Source organism: Limnobaculum allomyrinae, from assembly GCF_016649425.1.
Lineage (GTDB): Bacteria > Pseudomonadota > Gammaproteobacteria > Enterobacterales > Enterobacteriaceae > Limnobaculum > Limnobaculum allomyrinae.
Genome location: NZ_JADRCR010000008.1, coordinates 52,816 through 68,985, shown reverse-complemented (window position 1 = coordinate 68,985; position 16,170 = coordinate 52,816). Strand labels below are relative to the sequence as shown.

Below are 16,170 nucleotides of genomic sequence, written 5' to 3'. Positions count from 1 at the left end.
TTTTCAATATCGCGCCCAACCCTGATATGATGCGCAGGAACTTTAAGACAAAGGCAATGTGATGAAACATATGATAACGATATTTTGTACTCTGCTGTTTATTAGCGGTTGTTCCAGCTCTCCTGATGATATGCCGGGCAATGCAGATAACAGTGGGCCACCATCAAAATGGTTTGAAATCGGTCACTATGAAGCCATCACAGGTAATGACGTTAAAGACAATACGGTATTGTCCGAATGGTATGGCGAAGCGGAAATTAATCGCACCTCTTATTTACAGGGTTTTGCCAAAGGTCAGGATGAGCTGTGTCAGCCTGAAAAAATTGCCGATATCGCTAAAACCAATAAAGAATTCCCAGCCAGTTGTAACAGCGTACCTAATGCAGAACAGCTAAAAAACAGCTGGCAGCAGTTAATCGAGAAGTAATCGTTTACCAATAGCTATCGATAAAAATATGACTCACTCAACGCCTGTTTGAGTGAGTCACAGTTTCTTAAGTAAATAAATCCGGATTATTCTTCAACCGAAAAATAATGGAAATACAATGGCGAATCATTGTTTACCAGACAGAAAATGGTTCCCAATTTTTCTTGCGCGCTGTTAATTTTGGCGGTTACTTCGGTACTGACAGACTGTTTGCCCACTTTACCGTCAAAGCGCTCAATCATAACGCTCGATGGTTCAATGTTGGCTTGCTTTAATAAAGCCAGCATATCCGGATTATCCCTCATCACCTTTTTACCGTAATTCAGACAGCTTTGTTCAACAGACGTTGCCATTGCCCCGGCACTGCATAATAGCGCGCCGATCATTAAAAAGATTTTTATCGCTTTCATTTTCTATTCCATATTTATCTATATTACAGGCGCTACTTATCTGTATTTTTAACTGATTTAAGCCTTTGTCTGGTTTTAATAAACAAAAACCCCATGCATATTCTGGCTATGCCGTCATCACTGAACGACATAACCAGAATATGCATGAGGCGATTAAAAATAATCAAACGCAATCATTAAACATAATATAGTTACAGTTAAGATTACTTTGTCTGACTTTGATATAACATACTAATTTAATTAAATTAAGATATCGATATTGCTGTTCAAATTATAATAAAAAACTCGTATCTGTATCAGCTCAGTCATCATTTTAAAATAATCAATCTGATGCCTGATGAAAAAACCGTGGTATCTGGCAGATCGTTATCAACTGCCGTGCTGATTCTCTTTTGGAAGGTCAATTCCATTGATTCCCCCTTCGTCCTGCACTTGGGTATAACCCATCTCCTCAAGCAGCTGTTTTGCCATTCCTGACTGACGGCCCGAGTTGCAATAAAGATGCAGCGTATCATCCTTATTACTGATTTGGCTGGCGATCTGTTCTTTAAGCTGTCCCAATGGAATATTGATAGCACCTTTAATATGTTCAGCCTGATACTGTTCCGCTATTCGTACATCAATCCAGTGCTCTCCTGCCATTACCAAGGGGGAGATTATCAGCATGATTGTCATTAAGCAACGTTTGAACATTTCGCAATTTTCCTGAATAAGTTTGGGGAATAATGGTGGAGTAAACGCCATCAGCAGGTTTAATAATAAATAAATTCGGAACTGGATAATAGAATTAATACCCGATGTAGCAGGTAATATTTGCACTTCTGGGAAGCAATACACTACATCGGAAACTAATTTGATATTCTGGCTTAGCCGTTCCGTTGCCCCTTTAGTCGTTCAATATATTTTCAATATCAATAATATCTCAGAAAAAGTCCATTCGGCATATTATCAATCCCCTTACAAACTAACAGGCGGTATAACCCAGCCCTTAAACAAACGCTTTCACTAAAAAAACCACTAATAAAAATTCATTACCTGTCAATTAATCAATCACAAAACAATAAACAAATTCAAATAATTTGAAACACGTTGGATATTCACTCCGTCAATCATTGTACTATCGGACTAAGCCAGCTGAACGGCCTTTGCCTACTCTAGAGGGAGTTCTACACCATGAAACTTGCCTTCACCAATAAAAAAGTCATTTACACTCTACTTGCTCTTGCTGTGATTGCGGTCTCGGTTTACACCTGGACTCGCCTGCAGGATAACGGCCCCGGAGACGGTTTTGTCAGCGGCAATGGCCGACTGGAAGCCACCGAAATTGATATTTCATCCAAGCTGGCCGGGAGAATAGATGACATTCTGGTTAATGAAGGTGACTTTGTGCGTAGCGGGCAAATTCTTGCCCATATGCAAATACAGGTACTGGAAGCTCAACGAGCAGAAGCAACGGCGCAATATCATCAGGCAGTTCATGCAGAAAAGAGTGCTCAGGCGCAAATAAAGCTACAGGAAAGTGATGTACTGGCAGCCAAAGCCACCGTAGCCCAAAGAGAAAGTGAACTGGACGCTGCCCAGCGCCGTCTGGCTCGTTCAGAAGTGCTGGCAAAATCACGAGCTTTATCATTCCAACAGCTCGATGACGACAGAGCCAGCATGAAAAGCTCTCAGGCGGCACTGATGGCAAGTAAAGCGCAGGTTGCTTCAGCGGAAGCTGCCGTCGAAGCCGCTAAAGCACAGGCAGTGGGAGCAGCATCAACCGTACAGGCAGCACAGGCTACCATCGATCGGGTTCAGGCTGACATTATCGACAGCCAGCTGATTGCTCCTCGCGATGGCCGGGTTCAATACCGTATCGCACAACCCGGGGAAGTTCTGGGTGCCGGTGGCAAAGTACTGAACATGGTGGATCTGTCCGATGTGTATATGACCTTTTTTCTGCCGGAAACTGCGGTGGGAAAAGTGTCTATCGGAGGCGAAGTTCGGGTCATCCTGGATGCCGCCCCCAATTATGTTATTCCGGCCAAAATATCCTTTGTTGCCAGCACCGCCCAGTTCACTCCTAAAACGGTTGAAACCGCCAGCGAACGACAAAAATTGATGTTCCGGGTAAAAGCGCAAATAGATAAGCAACTTCTGCAAAAATATATCGAACTGGTAAAAACCGGTTTGCCGGGTGTGGCCTGAGTCAAACTGGATGCCGGTGAACAATGGCCTGAAAATCTGACAGTGAATGTCTCACCATGAAACAGCAACAACCGGTAGTACGACTGACACAAGTCAGCTTACATTACGGTAAGACGCTGGCGCTGGATAATATCTCGCTGGAAATCCCGGCTGGCTGTATGGTTGGCCTTATTGGCCCGGATGGCGTGGGCAAATCCAGCCTGCTTTCTTTGGTATCCGGAGCCAGAGCCATTCAGGATGGGGAGATCAACGTACTGAGTGGCGATATGCGCAGCAAACAGCATCGGGAATCGGTTTGCCCGCGCATCGCCTATATGCCTCAAGGGTTGGGCAAGAATTTATATCCAACGCTCTCGGTGGAAGAGAACCTGCAATTCTTTGCTCGTCTGTTTGGCCACAATGCCGCTGAACGCCGTCGCCGTATCGATCAACTCACCTATAGTACCGGTCTCTACCCTTTCCTTAATCGACCGGCGGGTAAACTTTCTGGCGGTATGAAACAAAAACTGGGGCTTTGCTGCTCCCTGATTCACGACCCAGACCTGTTGATTCTGGATGAGCCCACTACCGGCGTAGACCCGCTGGCTCGTTCTCAGTTCTGGGATCTCATCGATAGAGTAAGAAGCGAACAGCCCGGTATGAGCGTTATCGTCGCTACCGCCTATATGGACGAAGCCCAGCGCTTCGACTGGCTGGTCGCTATGGATGACGGAAAAATTCTGAAAACCGATACCCCGGCTCAACTTCTGGAACAAACCCAAACCGATTCACTGGAAGCAGCCTTTATTTATCTGTTACCCGAAGAGAAACGTCGTAACCATGTGCCGGTAGAAATTACCCCGTTATCAACCGATGATAAAACAGAGATTGCTATTGAGGCGCAGGATCTCACCATGCGTTTTGGTGATTTCGTTGCCGTTGACCATGTAAACTTTCGCATTCAACGCGGTGAAATATTCGGTTTTTTAGGCTCAAACGGCTGTGGTAAATCCACCACCATGAAAATGCTAACCGGTTTGCTGCCTGCCAGCGATGTTAACCGCACTGGCAGTAGTACGGGAAAAAGAGCTGGGCTCGATTATCAATCTGTATGTCACACCCGTAACCCGCACTGAGTTTCTGATTGGTAAGCAAATTCCTTACATATTGCTGGCAATGGTGAACTACTTCCTGATGGCCTTGGTGGCAGTCACTCTGTTTGATATTCCTATTACCGGCAGTTTCACCCTTCTGACCGTGGCAACCTTTATCTACTGTATTATCTGTACCGGTATGGGGTTACTGGCCTCCACGTTTACCCGCAGCCAGATAGCCGCCATGTTCACTACCATGATAGCTACCCTGCTACCCGCTATTCAGTTTTCAGGCATGATTAATCCAGTCTCCTCACTGGAAGGTGGCGGTCAGGTGATCGGTCAAATTTATCCAACCACCCATATGTTGATTATTTTCCGGGGCGTATTTTGTAAGGCGCTGGATTTCTCCGATCTCTACAGTGCGGTATATATGCTGCTGATAACCGTACCCGTGATTCTTGTTTTAACCGTTTTACTACTGAAAAAACAGGACACTTAACTATGCAACAGCTATCGAATATCTATCGTTTAGGGGTCAAAGAGCTCTGGAGCCTGATCAGAGACCCTGCCATGCTGGTGCTTATCGCCTTTACCTTTACGGTTTCTATCTATACGGCAGCCAGCGCCATTCCTGAATCGCTGTATAAAGCGACGATTGCTATCGTTGATGAGGATGACTCCCCGCTTTCTCTGCGTATTAGCTCAGCGTTCTATCCACCACAGTTTGTCACACCGAAGAAGATTTCACTGAATCAGGTAGACCCGGGAATGGATTCCGGCGATTACACCTTTGTACTGAATATTCCGCCAAACTTCCAAAGTGACGTGCTGGCAGGCAGGTCACCAGCCATACAGCTCAACGTAGACGCAACTCGCATGAGCCAGGCATTTACCGGCAACGCCTATATTCAGCAAATCGTGATGGATGAAGCCACTGCTTTTGTACAGCGCTATCGTGACACGGCGATTCCTCCGGTAGATCTGGCGCTGCGGGTGCGTTTTAATCAAAACCTGACTCAATCCTGGTTTGGTGCCTTAACCGAAATCATCAATAACATTACCATGCTGTCGATTATTCTGACTGGCGCAGCGCTGATTCGCGAGCGGGAGCATGGCACCATTGAGCATCTGTTGGTTATGCCGGTTACCCCAACGGAAATTATGCTGGCTAAGGTCTGGTCGATGGGGCTGGTAGTGTTGGTTGCCTCTACCCTTTCGTTGATTTTTATTGTACGCGGCGCGTTAAATGTCCCTATTGAAGGTTCGATCTTTCTGTTTATTACCGGCGCAGCGTTACACCTGTTTGCCACCACCGCCATGGGGATATTTTTAGCCACGCTGGCGCGCAGTATGCCGCAGTTTGGTATGTTGCTGATTCTGGTTCTGTTGCCGTTACAGATGTTATCGGGAGGCAGTACGCCGCGGGAGAGTATGCCGGAGTTTGTGCAGGACATTATGTTACTGGCACCCACCACTCACTTTGTTGAACTGGGTCAGGGAATTCTGTTCCGCGGGGCGGGAATTGATGTGGTGTGGACATCGTTTTTGGCACTGTTTGTGATTGGCTGTGTGTTGTTTGCGACTTCGCTAGCGCGGTTCAGGAGGACGATTAGTCAGATGGCGTAAGAAGAGGATTACTGGACTATGGTTATAGTGAGCTACCAATTGCCAGCGAACATGCTGTTGCTATTGATAGCTTACCACCAATACATAAAGATCCTTTTGATCGTATGTTGGTTGCTCAGGCAACTATCGAAGGTATCACTCTGTTAACTACAGATACTTTTGTTGCTCAATATCCAGGGCCAATTCAGAAGATATAAAAACTTGCGGGAAGAGCGTTATTTACGTCAAAACCAGATATCCGTTAATAATTAACACTAACTCCCGCATTTACCATCAAGTTTTAGCTTCGTTCAACCCCATCACCGGCAAACAAATATTCTGAACATGATGTTTAAACAACTCCGGCAACCGCTCTAATACCCGCTGTTTACCTGACATATCCGCACTTTTAATTGCATCCGCTAGCATGTCCACAGTCAGGCTTTGCAGCATTTTGTTTGCCACCGGCCAATAACTTAAGTGCCAGGGTTCCGGGTACATTCCCCCCTGATACTTCCCATAGGGTCTGAAGAAGCCATACTTTTCAATATTCTCATTCAGCCACTGGTGCAAATCATAAAATACGCCACCTTTTACCGTTTCCTGTGGCAGTAGTTGAACATGATAATTTTCTGGTGCTTTGGTTAAATCAACCACATCAATCTCGGTTCCCCACTGGTGCCGGCTGGCACCCGGTAGAGCAGACCAGTTTAAAATACAGTCAATGATTTCATCTTCATTATTGAGCTGTGAATAATCTCTTGGCCTTCCGTGAATATCATATAACGGTTTTTGCCCATTGAATTTGCCATTCCAAATCTTAAGCTGAGTCTCAAACCCTCTGAATGCGCTAAAAGGAAATAGCGTGAAGCCATCCTTTTGGGCTGCATTTTGCAGCTCACAAAATGGTTGATAAACATCTTTATTTACAGCGAAGCGGGGGTTATTTAGCTGAATAACATGCGATCGTGTTCGGCCGGTCAACTCCAGTTCATTCCACATAAAATACCCTCTAACCCAATAATATTAATCTCATCTTACGGCCCAATTATTTGCAGGTAATAACCCGTTAAAATAACATCAGCACCAATATACTGAGTTTCCGGTATCGATAGATATTTGGAATATTTTTCTTAATGACTGAATAATATACTGATAATCATCTGAAATAACAGAGCGGTTTTCTATCGCAAATTCTTTGGGATACGCATCATTAAACGATAATCCCCATCGGGTATAAAACTGTTTTCCAGTATCTAAATCGGTCCAGACAACTTTACGAACGGGTTTGAGCTTTATATTAAATATACTGGCAAACTTACAAATCCAATTCGAATACAGATAAACTTTCTGAGTAACACGTTTACTTTGAAATAAGATATTATCTTCTGAGTCAATGATATACAGTCCATTCACATTGAACCCCATAGAATGAGGTTTGGAAAATAAAAATCTCCCTCCATATACCTCAATGTATTCATATATAGCCTGACTATCTTCTGCATTTATCAGATAAAGACTCGATTGCGTTTTTATATTTTGTTCAAAAAATTCCAGTTCAAGTAAGGCCTTTTCAACACTTTCGACCCCAAGGCTTCCGCCATTAACATTAGGAAGCTGTGTTCCAAGTATGGGGAAATGCTCTATGCCCAGCTTGATTAAAGCCTGCTGAAATGACCTTAAGCCAGACCAATTACAGATGTGTTCAGACATATGCATAAATTGATGAGGACAACATTCATAACTCCATTCATCAATCTTCGCTTCTAAATCAGAATCTACGGAATACTCTGAATTCAGATGAATATATCCTTCCTCATCCAGAATAATCCATTCCTTGTCAACGGGAGGTGGTGTAGCTTTGCCCTCTTTAAGGCAATTACATGGAACAAAAGCATCTAATCCCATAAGTATTCCTTCACTTTAAGTTCTTACATACAGCTAATCTTTCGAAAAATATCTGGTGTTATTACCGCCGATACTCCACCTTCCCAACCTGCATCGGCCGGGGATTCAACCTCACCCAATCAACCGCAAACTCGGTTAATCGGTAAAGCTCATCCTTATCTCCATTACCGCCTTTAATTTGAGCGGTTATGGTTTTGGCTTCTTGCAGTTTGTCAGCGCCAAGCGCCTTTCCTGATTCAAAACAGACCAGCAAAGCACTCAACATTTTGCGAAAATCCGCATCCCAATTCATCCCGCCGTTATCCAGTATTTCATGAGATAAACGACCGGTAATGCGAATCACCTCGCCCTGAAGGGTATCGGCATGACCGCTGGAAGGAACCAGCAGATCCCACAGTTCCTGATGCGCCTTCTGCCAGCGTGGAGAACTGACAATAATATCGGAGACACCATCATACATCTGTCGTGTAGCCACCGGCGTAACATCAAATAAACGGTACAGCTTTGATAAACCGGCATCGGCTTCAGCAATATGATCTTTAGAAAAATTAGCACGATGAAACTCAAACATTTCACCGATGCTGGTAATACGCTCTCGCATTTCTGGCGTAATCGTATTTCCGGCATTTAACAGAAGCTCTGCGATACTCGCCATTCGATTAATATCAGCATTACGACAGCGATCAAGCGCGGCAGCCAATGCGCTTCTACCCATACTGTCTTCAGCGTAAATATTGGCACCATGAGCAATTAATGTTTGAACGTGGTTAACATGGTAAGCACAGGCCGCTTTATGTAACGGGGTCGCATTCTGATAGTCTTGCGCTTCAATGTTTGCCCCCAATGCCAAAAGTAATTCAATATTACCGCACCAGGTACCCGCCTGCTCATGTAGTGCGGTTCGCTGATAATTGTCTGCCGCTTCAATATCAGCGCCCTGCTCAACCAACCAGCGAGTTAACTCATCAGGTATCTTATAAAGGCTCAATGCCGTTCTTTTACCCAGTCCACCACGGGCATCCAATTCACAGCTATCGTAAATCGCTTTTAATACCTCAATATCTCCGGCTTCCAGCAGTTCATTGATATTTTTAGGTAAGGTCATTTTCTTTTTAGCCATCACGCAGATCCTTCTTCGTTTTCTTTTTCGTTTTATTAAGCTATCTAATGTGCCCGTGGATTTTTAACATTTCAACGTTTATATAGTCTCCACCATACTTCAAAAGCTTCACGCTATATCTTCACCGGACGGGTTTTACGCGTACTGAATATAATCAATGGAATGGCGATGAAATAAACCACCACCACCGAAAGCCAGATAGCGCCCGGCCAGTCCTTCTGAACCACAAAGTAAAATGTTGAGAACGCCAGCGGCCCAACAACAGAAGCCAGGCTAACCGCCGATGCCAGCACGCCCTGAAACTGCCCCTGACTGTCCTTGTCAACCTGTCGGGTTGCCAGAGCCTGAAGCGCCGGTGAACCAATGCCCCCCAGCGCAAACAGCGGCATAATGGCGAAAACCATCCAGTCCTGACTGATAAACGCTAAGATGACCAGCGCCACACAGGAACAGGCAACGCCAACCAACACCGCTCCCCGTTCACCAAATAATCGGGTTGCGGGGCCGGGCAATAGCGCCTGCACCAATGTCTGGCAAATACCGAAAGCACCAAGGGAGAGACCGATCCATAAGCCATTCCACTGGAAAGTATCAAATCCCCACAGTGCCCAACAGGTACCATAAACCTCGCCCGTCGCACTTAAAATAAAGAACACCAGCACAATCGGCAAAATCCCTTTCATTGAAAAAGCCCAGCGCAGTGGGCGTAGCGGATTAAGTGCCGCCAGATTAATTTTTTGACGGTTTGGCGTGCGTGACTCCGGCAGGACGAAGAGTGCCAGCAGAAAGTTACAGGCGTTTAGCAGTGCCGCCGCAATGAAAGGAAGCCGTATCCAATAATCGCCCAGTAATCCACCGAGAACCGGCCCGATGATAAAACCGATGCCAAACATGGCGTTAAACAAACCAAAGCGACCGGCGCGCTGATCCTCTGGCGTAATGTCAGTGATATAAGCCATAGCGACAGAAATGTTAGCGCTGCTCAGCCCGGCAATAGCACGACCAAGCAACAGCATCCAGAGATGGGGAGCAAACGCCATAATCACATAGTCAATTGCCGCTCCGGCCAGGGAAATCAGCAGCACCGGGCGCCTGCCAAGGTTATCACTCAGTGCGCCAAGTACCGGCGCGAAAACAAACTGCATTGCCGCATAAAGCGCAGTCATAATACCGATATAAGGTGCGATATTTTGAGTGTGCGTCACCTCTTCCAGCAGGCGCGGCAAAATAGGAAAAATAAGACCGATACCCGCAGCATTAAGACAAATTGCCGCAAAGATAACGATAAGGGGTTTATTCATAGATTGAATTCCAAATAATACTTATGCAGCCAATATTGCTGCAAAAAATCAGCAAATCGACTGAAATCTACTTAATAGTGTAGGAGATCTAACGAAAGCGATAATCAGATGCACAGTAAGAAATATTCATATTTAAGATTTTTTAGCCGCATAATAACCAACAAAGGTTAAATTTAAAGCGGAGGCGTACATGAGTGCTGACTTTGTAAACTTAACAGCAGAAAACCTTCCCAATGAGCATTTATGCTGCATTATTCGTAGCAAGAAGTCCCATCCGGGTATTGATGCCAAGCGACAATGGCTTTCTGAGCGGTTAAATGAAGGCCATGTATTTAGAAAGCTAAATGAAAAAGCGACTGTTTTTATTGAATATGCTCCTCTTGAAACAGCCTGGGTTCCGATAACGGGTGACAACTATTATTACCTGTATTGTCTATGGATTTCCGGTAGTCATAAAGGAAAAGGCTATGGAAAAGCCCTGATGGAGTATTGTTTGTCTGATGCCAAAGCAAAGGGAAAATCCGGCATCTGTATGCTCGGAGCAAAAAAACAAAAATCCTGGCTTTCTGACCAATCCTTTGTGAAAAAATACGGCTTTGAGGTTGTTGATACCACTGATAATGGATATGAATTACTTGCACTTTCTTTTGACGGAACAACACCAAAGTTCGCGCAACATGTTAAAAAATCAGCAATTGAAAGTAAAGCGCTGACAATTTATTACGACATGCAATGCCCGTATATCTATCAAAATATCGAGACGATAAAACAGTATTGTGAAATGAACGGCATTCCAGCCGCCTTCATTCATGTAGATACGCTACAAAAAGCTAAGGAACTACCTTGTGTCTTCAATAACTTTGGCGTGTTTTATCAGGGAAAGTTTGAAACAGTGAATTTGTTGGATATGGCTTATTTAAAAAGAATACTTAAAAAATAAAAGATGCGGTTACCAAGACTGAAGTTATCGTTGTTTTAACCAATAAAAAACCCAGTTAATCTGTTGAGATAACTGGGTTTGATTTATTAGCTATTAAGCCGGGCTAAATGCTTATTCCCACTCAATCGTCGCCGGCGGTTTACCCGAAATATCATAAACCACACGAGAAATACCATTCACTTCATTGATAATCCGGTTAGAAACCCGACCAAGGAAATCATACGGTAAATGCGCCCAGTGAGCGGTCATAAAGTCGATGGTTTCCACTGCACGCAGCGAAACAACCCAGTCATACTTACGACCATCACCCATGACGCCAACCGAGCGAACCGGTAAGAACACGGTGAATGCCTGACTAACTTTATTGTACAAATCTGCTTTATGCAGCTCTTCAATAAAAATGGCGTCAGCACGACGCAGCAAATCGCAGTACTCTTTCTTCACTTCGCCCAGCACGCGAACCCCTAAGCCTGGGCCCGGGAATGGATGGCGGTACAGCATGTCGTACGGTAAGCCCAGCTCTAAACCGATCTTACGCACTTCATCCTTAAACAGCTCTTTCAGCGGCTCCACCAGCCCCATCTTCATCTCTTCCGGCAAGCCGCCCACATTGTGGTGAGACTTAATCACGTGAGCTTTACCTGTCGCAGAAGCGGCAGATTCAATCACGTCAGGATAGATGGTGCCCTGTGCCAGCCACTTCACGTTAGTTTGTTTCGATGCTTCTTCATCAAACACTTCCACAAACACGCGGCCGATCACTTTACGTTTGGCTTCCGGATCGTTAATACCAGCCAACGCGCTCAGGAAGCGCTGCTCCGCAGGTACGTGAACAATGTTCAGGCCAAAGCGGTCACCAAACATATCCATCACCTGCTCTGCTTCATTCAGACGCAGCAGACCGTTATCCACAAATACGCAGGTTAAACGCTTGCCGATAGCACGATGCAACAGCATCGCGGTTACTGATGAATCAACGCCGCCGGACAGGCCAAGAATAACTTCATCTTCACCCACTTGCTGGCGAATACGTTCGATAGCGTCATCAATAATTGATGCAGGCGTCCACAGCACTTCGCAGCCACAAATATCCAGCACAAAACGTTTTAACAGGCGTAGTCCCTGATTGGTGTGAGTCACCTCTGGATGGAACTGCAGACCGTAAAAATGTTTTTCTTCGTTTGCCATAATAGCAAACGGACAGGTATCGGTGCTGGCAACGGCAGTAAAACCGGCAGGAATCGCGGTAACTTTATCGCCATGGCTCATCCACACGTCTAACTGTGGTTTACCTTCTGCTGACAGAGAGTCGCGGATATCGCGCACAAATTCGCTGTCATTAATGATATCAACCTTAGCGTAACCAAATTCACGCTCGTCAGAGCCCTGAACTTTGCCACCTAACTGCATTGCCATGGTTTGCATACCATAGCAGATACCCAGAACAGGAATACCGGCGTTAAATACATATTCCGGTGCGCGCGGGCTACCGGCTTCGGTGGTGCTTTCCGGACTGCCGGACAAGATAATGCCGGTTGGATTGAATTCACGAATTTGCGCTTCGCTGACGTCCCATGCCCAGAGTTCGCAATAAACGCCGATTTCACGGACGCGGCGGGCAATTAACTGAGTGTACTGAGAACCAAAATCCAGAATCAGAATGCGTTGCTGATGAATGTTTTTTGACATGTATCGCTTTCCAAAAACGGTAATGTGAGGCCTGATAGCAGACCGGACAAGAAGAAATTGCCCGGTATTATAGCGTTGTTGGCAAGAAGAATACGAGAGGTGAATGTGGATAACTCACACTCCCGCTTCAATTTATTGGCATTCAGAAGAAATCTGAATTAGCCCATACGGTAGTTTGGTGACTCTTTAGTGATGGTCACATCATGCACGTGGCTTTCCTGAATACCTGCGCCAGTGATACGTACAAACTCCGCTTTGGTGCGCAGTTCATCGATGGTGCCGCAACCAGTCAGCCCCATACAAGAGCGTAATCCACCCATTTGTTGGTGAATAATCACTTTCAACAGGCCTTTATAAGCCACACGGCCTTCAATACCTTCCGGTACTAATTTGTCTGCCGCATTATCGGTCTGGAAGTAACGGTCAGAAGAACCTTTAGACATCGCACCCAGCGATCCCATACCGCGATAAGATTTGAAAGAGCGGCCCTGATACAGTTCGATTTCACCCGGAGACTCTTCAGTACCGGCTAACATCGAACCGACCATGACACAGGACGCACCGGCAGCAATGGCTTTGGCAATATCACCAGAGAAGCGAATACCGCCGTCGGCAATCACCGGAATACCTAAATGACCAACCGCTTCCACCGCATCAGCAATAGCCGTAATTTGTGGTACACCCACACCGGTAACGATACGGGTAGTACAGATGGAACCAGGGCCAATACCTACTTTCACCGCGTTAACACCAGCCTGAGCCAGCGCCAGAGCACCCGCAGAGGTCGCCACGTTGCCACCAATAATCTGTAAGTCAGGATACGCGGCGCGAGTTTCACGAATGCGTTGTAATACCCCTTCAGAATGACCATGAGAGGAGTCAATCAGCAGAACATCAACACCAGCCTCAACCAGTGCAGCTACACGCTCTTCATTACCGGCACCGGCACCAACAGCAGCACCTACACGTAAACGGCCCAGCTCGTCTTTACAGGCGTTAGGTTTACGTTCGGCTTTCTGGAAATCTTTAACCGTAATCATACCGCGCAGATGGAATTTATCGTCAACCACCAGCGCTTTCTCTACGCGCTTTTCATGCATTTTCTGGAATACGGTTTCACGATCGGTCGCTTCGGTTTCATTCACCGTTACCAGACGCTCTTTTGGCGTCATCCATGCGCTAACCGGTTGGTTAAGGTCAGTCACAAAACGCACGTCACGACCGGTGATAATACCTACCAATTCGTTATTTTGAGCCACCACCGGGTAACCGGCAAAGCCATTAATCAACGCCAGTTCTTTAACTTCACGAACGGTAGTTTCCGGCGTTACGGTAATAGGATCGCTAACGATGCCGCTTTCATGTCTTTTCACCCGACGAACTTCTTCCGCCTGGCGTTCAATTGACATATTTTTATGAATAAAACCGATACCGCCTTCTTGTGCCAGAGCGATTGCCAGGCTGGCTTCAGTAACGGTATCCATAGCGGCAGACAGCATAGGAATGTTTAAACGAATTGTTGAGGTCAACATCGTTGATAATTCGGCAGTATTAGGTAATACCGTGGAGTGTGCAGGGACGAGCAGAACGTCGTCAAATGTCAGGGCTTCTTTAGCAATACGTAGCATGGGCAATATCTCACCGGGTTAGGGGTTTAGAAACAGATAAAATATTGCCGAGGAAGTATACAGAGATATATACCTCCACACCATACTTTTTTCAAAAAAAACTTGATTAGCGCGTATAGCTATGTAGTATCGACTAATTAAGTCGCCGTTATCGAGTTTGATCTTCGTCACATTATGTCGCTACCTTCATCTCCTCCAATCTTTACCGTTAGCCGTTTAAATCAGACGGTTCGTCAGCTATTGGAAATGGAGATGGGTCAAATATGGCTATCCGCCGAGATTTCTAACTTCTCTCAGCCCTCTTCTGGTCACTGGTATTTCACACTAAAAGACGATAGAGCCCAGGTACGTTGTGCGATGTTTCGTACCGCTAACCGCAAAACCACCTTCCAGCCACAAAATGGCCAACAGGTTTTAGTACGGGCATCGATAACGCTGTATGAACCGCGCGGTGACTATCAGCTAATTGCCGAAAGCATGCAGCCCGCCGGTGATGGTTTATTACAACAGCGATTTGAGCAGCTTAAACAGCGCTTGTCTGATGAAGGGTTATTCAATCCGGCACGTAAACGCCCTCTTCCTTCTCCGGCAACCTGCATTGGTATTATTACCTCGGCTTCCGGCGCAGCGCTGCACGATATGTTGCAGATCCTTCAGCGGCGCGATCCGTCACTGCCGGTGATCATCTACCCAACCATGGTGCAGGGGAATGAAGCCACATTACAAATTGCCCGAACCATTGAGCTGGCCAATCAGCGCAATGAATGTGATGTGTTGATTGTCGGTCGCGGCGGCGGATCTCTGGAAGATCTCTGGTGTTTTAACGAAGAGCTGGTTGCCCGCGCTATTTTTAACAGTCAGATTCCTGTTGTCAGCGCCGTGGGTCATGAAACCGATGTGACTATTGCTGACTTTGTTGCAGATTTGCGTGCCCCTACGCCATCGGCGGCGGCAGAGCTTATCAGTCGCAATCAGCCTGAGTTAATTCGTCGTTTACAGTCGCAACAACAGCGGTTAGAAATGGCGATGGATTATTATCTGACCCATTTGCGCCAGCGCCTTACCCGCCAGGACAGCCGGCTGCAACAGCAACATCCACAGTTAAGATTATCCCGCCAACAAACAGCGTTATTAAAACTGCAAAATCGATTGGAAGAAGGAATGCAAACCCGCCTGCGTTTAGCCAGTCGCCAGACAGAACGTTTACAGCAGCGTTTATTGCATACCCAACCGCAGGTTAAAGTTCACCGTTATCAGCAGCAACTGCAACAGTATCAATACCAGTTGCAACAAGCGCTGGAACGTCAGCTCAATGCCGCCCGTCAACGTTTTAGCGTTGGTTATTCACAGCTGGAAGCAGTCAGTCCATTGGCAACTCTGGCCAGAGGTTATAGCGTCACCACCGCAGCCGATGGAAAAACGCTGAAAAAGTCAAAACAGGTAAAAACCGGTGATACGCTGAAAACTCGCCTGAGCGATGGTTGGATTGAAAGTCAGGTCAGTGGTGTTTATTCAACAAATAATAAGCCTTAAGCCATACCTTCAGCTCTCTGAAATTAAATACCGAACTTTCCCGACCGGACACGTTGATGATATTTGCTGTTAGCTATTACGGCCAGAATACCCATCAAAATTAAGATGGCTTATCTTCAACATACTGCAATGTAATCCGCTTCTTCGATATCAAGCCATGCCCATGTTGGCAAAAGTAATCTACCGCGCCGCAGGCCTGCATTTTTTCCAGTGGTTTATTGCAATCAGGGCAAAGGGCGATCTGCTGATAAGCCTTACGACACCCTTCACAATAGAAAGTATTGCCCTGTTTCCAGAGCATCGAGCGGTGACAGTGGGGACAGAGAGCATCCATATGGGTTCC

At 46.0% G+C, this 16,170-nt stretch carries 14 protein-coding genes and 1 pseudogene; 6 read left to right on the top strand and 9 right to left on the bottom strand.

Annotated elements, in window-relative coordinates; translation table 11 throughout:
* Positions 1 to 61 precede the first annotated feature (61 nt).
* Positions 62 to 427, top strand: a complete 366-nt coding sequence (locus I2494_RS14710; protein ID WP_218467646.1) for a DUF2799 domain-containing protein — start codon at positions 62 to 64, stop codon at positions 425 to 427.
* An 86-nt stretch (positions 428 to 513) separates the two neighbouring features.
* On the opposite strand, the gene I2494_RS14705 is transcribed toward I2494_RS14710, so the two are convergent.
* Positions 514 to 837 carry a hypothetical protein gene (locus tag I2494_RS14705; RefSeq protein ID WP_218467645.1) on the bottom strand — a complete coding sequence of 108 codons (324 nt, stop codon included), beginning with the start codon at positions 835 to 837 and terminating at the stop codon, positions 514 to 516.
* A 369-nt stretch (positions 838 to 1,206) separates the two neighbouring features.
* Positions 1,207 to 1,530, bottom strand: coding sequence for a thiosulfate sulfurtransferase PspE (pspE, locus tag I2494_RS14700; RefSeq protein WP_218467644.1), 324 nt, complete (start codon positions 1,528 to 1,530; stop codon positions 1,207 to 1,209).
* Positions 1,531 to 2,010: 480 nt separating this feature from the next.
* On the opposite strand from pspE, the gene I2494_RS14695 reads away from it, so the two are divergent.
* From I2494_RS14695 to I2494_RS14685, 3 genes and pseudogenes are all read left to right on the top strand, one after another.
* Positions 2,011 to 3,027, top strand: coding sequence for an HlyD family secretion protein (locus tag I2494_RS14695; RefSeq protein WP_218467643.1), 1,017 nt, complete (start codon positions 2,011 to 2,013; stop codon positions 3,025 to 3,027).
* Positions 3,028 to 3,083: 56 nt separating this feature from the next.
* Positions 3,084 to 4,602: pseudogene (locus I2494_RS14690) on the top strand (ATP-binding cassette domain-containing protein).
* A 2-nt stretch (positions 4,603 to 4,604) separates the two neighbouring features.
* The gene (locus tag I2494_RS14685; RefSeq protein WP_218467642.1) at positions 4,605 to 5,729 is read left to right on the top strand and encodes an ABC transporter permease; all 1,125 of its coding nucleotides are present in this window, start codon (positions 4,605 to 4,607) and stop codon (positions 5,727 to 5,729) included.
* A gap of 273 nt (positions 5,730 to 6,002) precedes the next feature.
* On the opposite strand, the gene I2494_RS14680 is transcribed toward I2494_RS14685, so the two are convergent.
* The 4 genes from I2494_RS14680 to I2494_RS14665 form a co-directional block, all read right to left on the bottom strand.
* Positions 6,003 to 6,710 (bottom strand): M15 family metallopeptidase, encoded by a 708-nt coding sequence (locus tag I2494_RS14680; RefSeq protein WP_218467641.1) that lies wholly within the window; start codon positions 6,708 to 6,710, stop codon positions 6,003 to 6,005.
* 78 nt (positions 6,711 to 6,788) lie between these two features.
* Entirely contained in the window at positions 6,789 to 7,616 is an 828-nt protein-coding gene (locus I2494_RS14675; protein ID WP_218467640.1) for a hypothetical protein, read from the bottom strand.
* 61 nt (positions 7,617 to 7,677) lie between these two features.
* Positions 7,678 to 8,736, bottom strand: a complete 1,059-nt coding sequence (locus I2494_RS14670; protein ID WP_218467639.1) for an ankyrin repeat domain-containing protein — start codon at positions 8,734 to 8,736, stop codon at positions 7,678 to 7,680.
* Positions 8,737 to 8,849: 113 nt separating this feature from the next.
* The gene (locus I2494_RS14665) at positions 8,850 to 10,037 is read right to left on the bottom strand and encodes a TCR/Tet family MFS transporter (protein WP_218467638.1); all 1,188 of its coding nucleotides are present in this window, start codon (positions 10,035 to 10,037) and stop codon (positions 8,850 to 8,852) included.
* Between the two features lie 190 nt (positions 10,038 to 10,227).
* Between I2494_RS14665 and I2494_RS14660 the strand changes: the two genes are divergently transcribed.
* Positions 10,228 to 10,977 carry a GNAT family N-acetyltransferase gene (locus tag I2494_RS14660; protein ID WP_218467637.1) on the top strand — a complete coding sequence of 250 codons (750 nt, stop codon included), beginning with the start codon at positions 10,228 to 10,230 and terminating at the stop codon, positions 10,975 to 10,977.
* 111 nt (positions 10,978 to 11,088) lie between these two features.
* Here the strand turns inward: I2494_RS14660 and guaA are convergent, their stop codons facing one another.
* Positions 11,089 to 12,666: a glutamine-hydrolyzing GMP synthase gene (gene guaA, locus I2494_RS14655; protein ID WP_218467636.1), complete on the bottom strand. Its 1,578-nt coding sequence runs from the start codon at positions 12,664 to 12,666 to the stop codon at positions 11,089 to 11,091.
* Between the two features lie 158 nt (positions 12,667 to 12,824).
* Positions 12,825 to 14,294 (bottom strand): IMP dehydrogenase, encoded by a 1,470-nt coding sequence (gene guaB / locus I2494_RS14650; protein WP_140920024.1) that lies wholly within the window; start codon positions 14,292 to 14,294, stop codon positions 12,825 to 12,827.
* 174 nt (positions 14,295 to 14,468) lie between these two features.
* Here guaB and xseA point away from each other — a divergent pair, with 174 nt between their 5' ends.
* Positions 14,469 to 15,827: an exodeoxyribonuclease VII large subunit gene (gene xseA / locus I2494_RS14645; protein WP_218467635.1), complete on the top strand. Its 1,359-nt coding sequence runs from the start codon at positions 14,469 to 14,471 to the stop codon at positions 15,825 to 15,827.
* A gap of 100 nt (positions 15,828 to 15,927) precedes the next feature.
* Here the strand turns inward: xseA and I2494_RS14640 are convergent, their stop codons facing one another.
* Positions 15,928 to 16,161 (bottom strand): zinc ribbon domain-containing protein, encoded by a 234-nt coding sequence (locus I2494_RS14640; protein ID WP_218467634.1) that lies wholly within the window; start codon positions 16,159 to 16,161, stop codon positions 15,928 to 15,930.
* Positions 16,162 to 16,170 lie beyond the last annotated feature (9 nt).